Annotated in this window: 2 protein-coding genes and 1 pseudogene; 1 reads left to right on the plus strand and 2 read right to left on the minus strand. The window is 68.6% G+C overall.

The window, feature by feature from the left end:
• Nucleotides 1-2,182 (plus strand): indolepyruvate ferredoxin oxidoreductase family protein (locus A612_RS14465; protein WP_019375161.1); only part of this gene is annotated, 2,182 nt, incomplete at its 5' end.
• A gap of 58 nt (nt 2,183-2,240) precedes the next feature.
• Here the strand turns inward: A612_RS14465 and A612_RS14470 are convergent.
• Together A612_RS14470 and A612_RS14475 are read right to left on the minus strand one after the other, a co-directional pair.
• On the minus strand, nt 2,241-3,395 hold the full coding sequence (locus tag A612_RS14470) for a mechanosensitive ion channel family protein (RefSeq protein ID WP_019375162.1): 1,155 nt from the start codon (nt 3,393-3,395) through the stop codon (nt 2,241-2,243).
• A 165-nt stretch (nt 3,396-3,560) separates the two neighbouring features.
• Nucleotides 3,561-4,309, minus strand: a pseudogene (locus A612_RS14475) (type I restriction endonuclease subunit R); the annotation flags it as partial.

A 4,309-nucleotide genomic window follows, 5' to 3' on the forward strand; every position in this document is an offset into this window, starting at 1 on the left:
CGCCTGCCACTACATGGCCAACTGGATGCCGGATCGCGCCACCAGCACCTTCACGCAGATGGGCGGCGAGGGCGTGACCTGGGTCGGGCAGGCGCCCTTCACCAAGGAAAAGCACATCTTCGCCAACCTGGGCGACGGCACCTACTTCCACAGCGGCCTGCTGGCGATCCGCCAGTCGATCGCGGCCGGTGCCAACATCACCTACAAGGTCCTCTACAACGACGCCGTGGCGATGACCGGCGGCCAGCAGGTCGGCGAGCGCCCGGAAGGCCACTCGGTCGCGCAGATCGCCCACAGCCTGCGCGCCGAGGGCGTGGCCAAGCTGGTGGTCGTCACCGACGAGCCGGAGAAGTACGCCGGCCGCACCCACCCCGCCAACGCCGCGCGCGAGGGCCGACCCGAGCTGCTCAACGACCTGCCGCCGGGCGTCGAGGTCTTCCACCGCGACGAGCTCGACCGCATCCAGCGCGAGCTGCGCGACATCCCCGGCTGCACGGCGCTGATCTACGACCAGACCTGCGCCACGGAAAAACGCCGCCGCAGGAAGCGCGGCAAGCTGGCGACGCCTGCCAAGACCGTCATCATCAACGAGCTGGTCTGCGAGGGCTGTGGCGATTGTTCGGTGCAGTCGAACTGCCTGTCCGTGGAGCCCGTCGAGACCGACTTCGGCAGGAAGCGCCGCATCAACCAGAGCACCTGCAACAAGGACTATTCCTGCGTCAAGGGTTTCTGCCCCAGCTTCGTGACCATCGAGGGCGGGCAGCTCAAAAAACCCAAGAAGGAAAAGAAGGGCGACCTCGCCAGCCTGCCGCCCATCCCCGAGCCGGTGTTGCCGTTGGCCGAGGAAGCCTTCGGCATCGTCGTCGCCGGCGTGGGTGGCACGGGCGTGATCACCATCGGGTCCCTCTTGGGCATGGCGGCGCACCTGGAGGGCAAGGGCGTCATCACGCAGGACGCCGCCGGCCTCGCGCAAAAGGGCGGCGCGACCTGGAGCCACGTGCAGATCGCCACCCGCCCCGAAGGCATCCACACCACCAAGGTGGACATGGCCAAGGCCGATCTGGTCATTGGCTGCGACCCCATCGTCACGGCCGACAAGGTCACGCTGGCCGCCATGCAGCCCGGGCGCACCTTCGTCGCACTCAACACCACCGGCACCCCGGCCGCGGCCTTCGTGCACGACCCCAACTGGCAGTTCCCGGCCGCCAGCTGCGAGGCCGCCATCGCCCAGGCGGTGGGCCGCGATCTGCTGGGCGTGCTGGATGCCGAGCGCGCTGCCACGCAGCTGCTGGGCGACAGCATCTACACCAACCCGCTGATCCTGGGCTACGCCTGGCAGAAGGGCCGCGTGCCGCTGTCGCACGCGGCGCTGATGCGCGCCATGGAACTCAACGGCGTGCAGGTGGCAAACAACCAGGCGGCCTTCGAGTGGGGCCGCCGCATGGCGCACGACCCGGCCGCGGTCCAGGCGCTGGTGGCGACCACCCAGGTCATCCAGTTCGTGAAGAAGCCAGCCTTGGCCGAGATCGTCGCCAAGCGCGTGGAGTTCCTGACCGGCTACCAGAACGCCGCCTACGCCGAGGAATACCGGGCCTTCGTCGAGAAGGTGCAGTCCGCCGAGGCCCCGCTGGGCCAGGGCACGCGCCTGACGGAGGCCGTCGCACGCTACCTGTTCAAGCTGATGGCCTACAAGGACGAGTACGAGGTCGCGCGCCTGCACACCGACCCGGCCTTCATGGCGCGCATCGAGGGCATGTTCGAGGGCGATTACCAGATCGTGCACCACCTCGCGCCGCCGGCGACCGCCAGGAAGAACGACAAGGGCGAGCTGGTCAAGAAACCCTACGGCCCGTGGATGCGCCGCGCCTTCACGGTGCTCACGAAGATGAAGGGCCTGCGCGGCACGGCGCTCGACCCCTTCGGCAAGACCGAGGAACGCCGCACCGAGCGCGCCCTGATCCGCGAGTACCGCGCCACCATCGAGGAGCTGCTCGCCGGCCTCACGCCCGAACGCCTGCCGCTGGCCGCCGAGATCGCGCGCATCCCCGAGGAGATCCGCGGCTACGGCCACGTGAAGGAGCGCCACCTGGCGGCGGCCCGCAAGAAGTGGGATGCGCTGATGCAGCGCTGGCGCAACCCCCAGGCCCAGGCCGCTGCAGCGCAGGAATCGGCGACGGCCTGAGGGGCTTCGGCGACAGCCGATTCTTTGAAGAGCGAGCGGGGCCGGGCGCCCCGCTTGTTCAGGTCTGCGCGGCCGCCGGCCCGCCTGCCGCCTGCGCGACCTCCCAGGCCTGCGCCTGTGCGTCCCCTTGGGCGCTGGCGGCCTGGCCAGCCACCTGCACGCGGCTGACCGGCACGGCCAGCTGCACGCCCAGCTCCTGCAAGCGCTGCAGCAGCTGCAGGTTGATCTGCTGCTGGATGTCCATGTAGAGGTTGTAGTTCGGATCCTGGACGATGTAGACCACCTCGTAGTCCAGCGAACTGGCGCCGAAGCCCTTGAAGTGCGCCCGGTCGAAGCGCACCTTCGGCACCGCCCGGATGATCTCGCCCACGGCGCGCGAGACTTCCTCGGCCTTGGCCGGTGTCGTGCCCTGGGCGATGCTGAAACCGAAGACAATGCGCCGCTCGCGCATCAGGCGGTAGTTGTTGATGGTCTGCTTGAGCAGGTCGGTGTTGCCCATCACCACCTGCTCGCCGCTCAGCGCCTTGATGCGCGTGGTCTTGACGCCCACCTTCTGCACCGTGCCGGCCACACCGCCCACGACGATGAAGTCGCCCACCTCGAAGGGCTTGTCCACGGCGATCGCCATCGAGGCGAACAGGTCGCCCAGGATGTTCTGCACCGCCAGCGCCACCGCCACGCCGCCCACCCCCAGGCTGGCGATGAAGGCCGTGATGTTCACCCCCAGGTTCGACAGGATCGCCAGCAGTACCGTCGCCCACAGCAGCGTGCGCAGCCCCCAGGACATCAGCGTGGCCGAGGCGCTCGCCTGCCCCGGGCTGGTCGCGCCGTGGTGCACGCGGTAGCGATCGACCGCCACCGTCACGGCGCGCGAACCCCACAGACCGATCTGCAGCGCCACCGCCAGGAACCACAGCTGGCCCATGCGCGCCTGCCAGCGGTCGGGCAGGTCCAGCAGCCCCAGCCCCACCAGCACGGCCGCCAGCAGGATCAGCAGGTGGCTGGTGCCGGCCAGCACCTGCGCGATCACCCCCTTGGCGCCGGTGTGGCTGCCGCGCTGCTCGTGGATCTGCGCGCGCTTCTGTCCCCAGCGCAGCAGCACGGTCAGCAGCAGGTAGGTCGCCATGGCGGCGACGGCGGCAATCAGCACGCTGGCAGGCGACATGCCCCACAGGGCCTGCTCCTGCAGCCACGACCAGTCGGGAAGTCTCATCGGGTGTCCTCTCCTTGCACGGCCCACGAGGCCCAAAACAAAAGGCGCCTCTGGGGCGCTCGATGCTTCATGCTACGTGAGGGAGGCGGCGGAGGGCGTAGGCCCAGGCCGATGGTTGGCCCTCTCTTCGGCAGCTGGGGTTGCATCGCTGCGGCTGCAGCGGCGCTAGGGGCGTGCCGGCCGGGCCTGCTCTCTCAAGGCCTCATACAGCCGCCCCGGGCCGAGCAGGACCGCCTTGAATCCGGCTCGCACGCGAGCGCTGTCGAGCATCTGGCGGCTCATGCTCCCATAGGCATCGAGGGCGTCGATGATGGCGTTGGTCAACTCGCTGTCCAGGTCGGGCGAATGGTCGAACTGGCCCCGGCTGTTGCTGCCGGCCTGCTGCACCAGGAGGTCTGATTCCAGCAGCTTTCCCTTGACGTGGTTCATGTAGACCAGTTGGTCGTGGTCGCTCAGCTCGCCCTCGAACAGATCATTGAGCTTGGCGACGATCTCCGACAGCAGCGCCTTTTGCCTGTCCTGCACGGCGCCACCGCCGGTCTCGGTCAGTGGCTGCAACCTGTATTCGGTGCCAGTGTCCTCGTGGAGTGCCAGATCGCGCTTGCCCTGGTCCTTGAGCCGGTGGTGCGTCAGCACCACCTTGGACAGGTCCACCCCCTCGCGCTCGCGTCCGAAGTCCAGGAGCGGCAGCAGGCGCTTGAAGAAAATGGCGCGCTTTTCGATGGCCGTGTTGCCGTAGTCGAACATCTGGCTCAAGAAGGCGTACACGCGCACGAAGGTGCCCAGGTCGCGCTTGAACAGCTGCAGGGCTTCCATCTCGTCCCGGGCCGCTTGCGCCGCGGGCGACTGCTCATCGGCCGCTGCGTGCATCGCCTTCTGCGCTGCCTTGTAGCGCTTGAGCAGGCGATCGGCTA

The organism is Melaminivora alkalimesophila (assembly GCF_000282995.1).
In the GTDB taxonomy this organism is placed as follows: domain Bacteria; phylum Pseudomonadota; class Gammaproteobacteria; order Burkholderiales; family Burkholderiaceae_C; genus Melaminivora; species Melaminivora alkalimesophila.